At 71.0% G+C, this 5,107-nt stretch carries 5 protein-coding genes; 1 reads left to right on the top strand and 4 read right to left on the bottom strand.

The window, feature by feature from the left end:
- Positions 1-27: 27 nt before the first annotated feature.
- From rlmB to BIU89_RS00070, 4 genes are all read right to left on the bottom strand, one after another.
- The gene (rlmB, locus tag BIU89_RS00085; protein ID WP_027466607.1) at positions 28-1,038 is read right to left on the bottom strand and encodes a 23S rRNA (guanosine(2251)-2'-O)-methyltransferase RlmB; all 1,011 of its coding nucleotides are present in this window, start codon (positions 1,036-1,038) and stop codon (positions 28-30) included.
- A gap of 28 nt (positions 1,039-1,066) precedes the next feature.
- Positions 1,067-2,476 carry a cysteine--tRNA ligase gene (gene cysS, locus BIU89_RS00080; protein WP_071244012.1) on the bottom strand — a complete coding sequence of 470 codons (1,410 nt, stop codon included), beginning with the start codon at positions 2,474-2,476 and terminating at the stop codon, positions 1,067-1,069.
- A 32-nt stretch (positions 2,477-2,508) separates the two neighbouring features.
- On the bottom strand, positions 2,509-3,705 hold the full coding sequence (ispD, locus tag BIU89_RS00075) for a 2-C-methyl-D-erythritol 4-phosphate cytidylyltransferase (protein WP_071244010.1): 1,197 nt from the start codon (positions 3,703-3,705) through the stop codon (positions 2,509-2,511).
- A 61-nt stretch (positions 3,706-3,766) separates the two neighbouring features.
- Positions 3,767-4,249 (bottom strand): CarD family transcriptional regulator, encoded by a 483-nt coding sequence (locus BIU89_RS00070; protein WP_017888066.1) that lies wholly within the window; start codon positions 4,247-4,249, stop codon positions 3,767-3,769.
- A 141-nt stretch (positions 4,250-4,390) separates the two neighbouring features.
- Here BIU89_RS00070 and BIU89_RS00065 point away from each other — a divergent pair, with 141 nt between their 5' ends.
- Positions 4,391-5,047 (top strand): hypothetical protein, encoded by a 657-nt coding sequence (locus tag BIU89_RS00065; protein WP_139178703.1) that lies wholly within the window; start codon positions 4,391-4,393, stop codon positions 5,045-5,047.
- Positions 5,048-5,107: the final 60 nt, after the last annotated feature.

Here is a 5,107-nt window from a genome sequence, read left to right as displayed (position 1 = left end):
ACCATTCCTGCTCACGAAGTGCTGTGGCTACGCGGTGCGACGGCGCCGCGCGACCTCCCACAGGGTGACGCTCGCGGCGATGCCGGCGTTCAGGGACTCGGTGGCGCTCGAGATCGGGATCGACACGATCGCGTCACAGGTCTCGGTGACCAGGCGCGACAGGCCCTTGCCCTCGGAACCGACGACGATCACGATCGGACGGTCGGCGAGCTCGAGGCCGTCGAGCTCCACGTCACCGTCGCCGTCCAGGCCGAGGACGAACAGGCCCATCGACTTGAGCGACTTCAGGGTCTGCGTGAGGTTCGGGGCCATCGCGACGGGCGTGCGTGCCGCGGCACCGGCCGAGGTCTTCCACGCCGACGCCGTCACGCCGACCGAACGACGCTGCGGCACGATGACGCCGTGTCCGCCGAAGGCCGCGGTCGAGCGGATGATCGCGCCGAGGTTGCGGGGGTCCGTGATGCCGTCGAGCGCGACGAGCAGCGGGACCTGGTCGCGCGAGAACGCCTGCTCGACGATGTCCTCGGACACGGCGTACTGGTACGCCGGCACCTTGAGGGCGACGCCCTGGTGCACGCTGTCGTGTCCGGTTATGCGGTCGAGCTCGGGACGCATGAGCTCGATGATCGGCACGCCACGGTGGTTGGCGAGCGCGAGGATCTCCTTCACGCGGTCGTCGACCTCGATGCGCGACGCGATGTAGAGCGTCGACGACGGGGTCTTCGTCCGCAGGGCCTCGAGCACGGAGTTGCGTCCGGTCACCAGCTCGGAGTCGTCGGTCTTGCGTGCCGGCGGACGGCCCGTGCGACCCTGCGGGGTGCTCGAGGAACCGTGCCGACCCTTGGCCGCCTCGAAGCGGTCCTTCGCGGCCTTGCGCTTGCCGGCGGGGTGGTACGGGCGGTCCTCGGCCTTCGGGGTCGGCTTGCGACCCTCGAGCGCCTGGGCGCCCTGTCCGCCGGAACCGACCTGCTTGTTGCCCTTGCGACCGGTGCGGACGGCGCCGGGCCGACCCTTCTTGCTTCCCGAGACGTTCTTCATGCGTAGCTCCTGTTCGGCACTGCCGTGTTCAGGCGATGCTCCAGCGTGTTCCGGACGGCGTGTCCTCGATCGTGATGCCCGCGGCGGCGAGGTCGTCGCGCACGCGGTCGGCCGCGGTGAAGTCCCGTGCTGCCCTGGCGTCCGCGCGCTCCTGCACGAGGCGTTCGACGAGGGCGGCGAGCGGGCCTGCCGAGGTGTCGTGGCCGCCGCCCGACCAGTGGGCGGCTCGCGGGTCGATGCCGAGCACCTCCACCATCGCAGCCACCTGATGGTACGCGGTCCCGAGCGTTTCCGCATCGTCGGCGTCGAGGGCGGCGTTGCCGGTGCGCACGGTCTCGTGCAGCACGGCCAGGGCCTGGGGCACGGAGAGGTCGTCGTCCATGGCGGCGGCGAAGGCCTCGGGCACGGCCGGGGCGTCGGCGAGGTGGACGCCCTCGAGTCGGGTCTCGGCGCGCTCGAGGAACCCGGCGATGCGGTCGTACGCCGCCTCGGCCTCGGCCAGGGAACCCTCGTGGTGGTCGATCGACGAGCGGTAGTGGGCGGCACCGAGGAAGTAGCGCACGACGGCGGGACGAGCGGATCCGAGGAAGTCCGCGGCGAAGATCGAGTTGCCGAGCGACTTCGACATCTTCTGGCCCTCGACCGTCACCAGGCCGTTGTGCAGCCAGTACGACGCGAACGGGTCCCCGGCGGCCGTGGACTGCGCCAGCTCGTTCTCGTGGTGCGGGAAGCGCAGGTCGAGCCCGCCGCCGTGGATGTCGAACGCCGGGCCGAGGTACCGACGGGACATCGCCGAGCACTCGATGTGCCAGCCCGGGCGGCCGGCACCCCACGGGGAGTCCCAGTTGGCCGTCGACGGCTCGCCGGGCTTCGCACCCTTCCAGAGCGCGAAGTCACGGGCGTCGCGCTTGCCACGCGGGTCGGCGTCGGCGGCCTCGACCATGTCCTCGCGCCGCTGCCGGGTGAGCAGCCCGTAGTCGGCCCAGCTGCCGGTGTCGAAGTAGACGTCACCCGAGCCGTCGTCGGCGGCGTAGGCGTGCCCGCGGTCGATCAGGCGCTGGATGATCTCGTGCATCTGCGGCACGCTCGCGGTGGCCCGCGGTTCGTACGTCGGGGGCAGGATGCCGAGGGCGTTGTACGCGGCCGTGAACTCGAGCTCGACCCGGTAGGCGCGGGCGAACCACGCCTCGTCCGTGCCGGCAGCCAGGTCGAGGACCTTGTCGTCGATGTCGGTGACGTTGCGCACCAGGGTCACCCGGTACCCGCGGTGGGTGAGCCACCGACGCCAGATGTCGTAGACGAGCGCGGACCGCAGGTGCCCGATGTGCGGCGACGACTGCACCGTCGGACCACAGACGTAGACGCTCACGTGTCCGTCGACCAGGGGCACGAGGTCGACGACGGCTGCGGCGCGGGAGTCGTAGAGGCGAACGGTCACGCCTCAACCCTAATCGGCGCGGGGCCGCGGTTTCAGGAGGGACGCACGAGTGCCGTGGCGATCGCCGCGAGCCCCTCGCCACGGCCGGTGAAGCCGAGGCCGTCGGTCGTCGTGCCGGACACGGCGACGGGCGCACCGACGACCGCGGACAGGGCGTCCTGCATCTCGTCGCGGCGACGACCGATGCGCGGCCGGTTGCCGACGACCTGCACGGTGACGGACACCGGCACGAGCCCGACATCGGCGAGCAGCGCGACCGCACCCCGGACGAAGACGTCGCCCGTGGCACCGGCGTACTGCGGGTCAGCGGTGCCGAAGCGCCCGCCGATGTCGCCGAGGCCCCCGGCGGAGAGCAGGGCGTCGCACACCGCGTGCGCCACCGCGTCGCCGTCGCTGTGCCCGGAGAGGCCGGGTTCGCCGGGGAAGTCGAGCAGGCCGACGCGGCAGGGCGAGGCGTCGTCGAAGGCGTGCACGTCGACCCCGAGCCCGAGCCGGACCGCGACGACGGCGTCGGCCGTCCCCGCACCGGCACCACCGGCCGCCTCGGTCCGCGCCCGCACGATCGACTCGGCCCGGCCGAGGTCCCACGGCGTCGTGATCTTGAAGGCGTCGGCGTCCCCCGGCACGAACCGGACGGTGCCCCCGACGGCCTGGAACACCCCGGCGTCGTCCGTCTCGGACTGCGACGACACCGCGTAGGCCCGCCGTAGTGCCGCGAGCGGGAAGCCCTGCGGCGTCTGCACCCCGACGAGCGCCGCACGGTCGACGGTCTCGACGACGACGTCACCGTCGACCCGCTTCACCGTGTCCGTGACGGGGAGCGCCGGCACGACGCCCGCACCGTCACCGGCGGCGACGGCGTCGAACACCCGCGAGAACTGTGCCGCGGGCGTGAGGCACCGCGCCGCGTCGTGCACGAGCACCGTGGTGACGGAGTCCGGCAGGACGGCCAGGCCGGCCTCGACCGAACCGTGGCGATCCGTGCCTCCGGCGACGACGGCCGTGTACGCGACCGCAGCACCCGCGACCGAACCGACCACCTGCCGGCACTCGTCCAGGTGCGACGCCGGTGCGACCACGACGACGAGCGTCGGTGACGGCAAGGCGAACAGAGGTTCGAGCGCCCGCGCGAGCATGAGCGAACCGGCCACGGGCACGAACGCCTTCGCGGTCCCGATGCCGAGCCGGGTGCCGGAACCCGCCGCAACGACGACGACCGCCCGGTCCACCCCTTCGGGGAACCGTGCGGTCGTCGTTCGTGCTGTCGTGTTCAGTGCGCTGTCGTCAGACTCAGGAAGCCAGGACCTCGTCGAGGACGGTCGATGCCTTGTCCTCGTCGGTCTTCTCGGCCAGCGCGAGCTCGGAGATCAGGATCTGCCGGGCCTTGGCGAGCATCCGCTTCTCACCCGCGGAGAGCCCGCGGTCCTGATCGCGCCGCCAGAGGTCGCGGACGACCTCGGACACCTTGATGACGTCACCGGAAGCGAGCTTCTCGAGGTTCGCCTTGTAGCGGCGTGACCAGTTGGTGGGCTCTTCCGTGAACGGCGCCCGGAGTACCTCGAACACCTTGTCGAGTCCTTCCTTGCCGATCACGTCGCGGACGCCGACCAGGTCGACGTTGTCCGCCGGGACCTCGATCGTCAGGTCACCCTGCGTCACCCGCAGTTTCAGGTAGACCTTTTCCTCGCCCTTGATGACGCGAGTCTTGACTTCAGAGATGGTTGCCGCCCCGTGATGGGGGTAGACGACGGTCTCGCCGACCTCGAATTGCATGTATCAGGCTCCGTTCCCAGACATCCAGTTTACCACAGGGGCCGTTCCGGTAAGGGGACCCTCAACGCTCACCCCTCCCGGTGATCGCTAGGATGGGCGCGGGGACCGCCCGGTCCTCATCGTGACTTACGGAGGAATCTCTTGCGACCTCGGGTACTCGTGTCCGTCGCCGTTGCGGCGACCATCGCGCTCGGCGCCACCGGGTGCGAGTTCATGTCGCCGGCCCACACCGTCGACATCAAGCAGATCACCGACGGCGTGGACGTCTCGACCGGCAAGGTCGACGTGCGGAACGCCCTCCTGATCTCGGACGACGGTGAGAGCGCCCGCTTCATCGGCACGCTCGTGAACAACGACGACCAGGACGACTACACCGTCTCGATCGAGATCGGCGGCGCCACCCAGACCGTCGACGTGCCGGCGAACACCCACGTCGACCTCGCCATGGCCGCGGGTGCGGGCAGCGACGACGAGTCGAGCGTGCAAGAGGGCGACACCACGCAGGGCACCACCGCCGGTGACGCCGAGCCGGTCGTGTTCGACAACGCGGACGCGAAGCCCGGTTCGCTCGTCAAGGTCTACTTCAGCTACCCCGACGCCGAGGGTGTCTCGGCGAACGTGCCGGTGCTGACGAGCTCGCAGGAGGAGTACCAGACCCTCGCGCCGAGCCCGACCCCGACGCCCACCTCGACGTCGCCGTCCGAGAGCGGCGCGCAGTCGACCGGCGAGGCCGTTCCCGGTACGCAGCCGACCGACTCGCAGACGGATTCGTCCGAGGGCGACAACGGCACCAACTGACGCCGACGGGCGCGGCTGAGACCGCGCCCGGATCGTTCGCACAGGAGGCCCGGTGCGAGT

It is taken from the genome of Curtobacterium sp. MCBA15_005, assembly GCF_001864855.1.
Classification (GTDB): Bacteria; Actinomycetota; Actinomycetes; order Actinomycetales; family Microbacteriaceae; genus Curtobacterium; species Curtobacterium flaccumfaciens.
Note: the sequence above shows the minus strand (reverse complement) of the source record. Positions and strands in the feature narration are given on the sequence as shown.

What these genes read in the sequence shown, in the direction of transcription:
- rlmB (WP_027466607.1), bottom strand. Translation starts at nt 1,038, where the DNA reads ATGAAGAACGTCTCGGGAAGCAAGAAGGGTCGGCCCGGCGCCGTCCGC.
- BIU89_RS00070 (WP_017888066.1), bottom strand. Translation starts at nt 4,249, where the DNA reads ATGCAATTCGAGGTCGGCGAGACCGTCGTCTACCCCCATCACGGGGCG.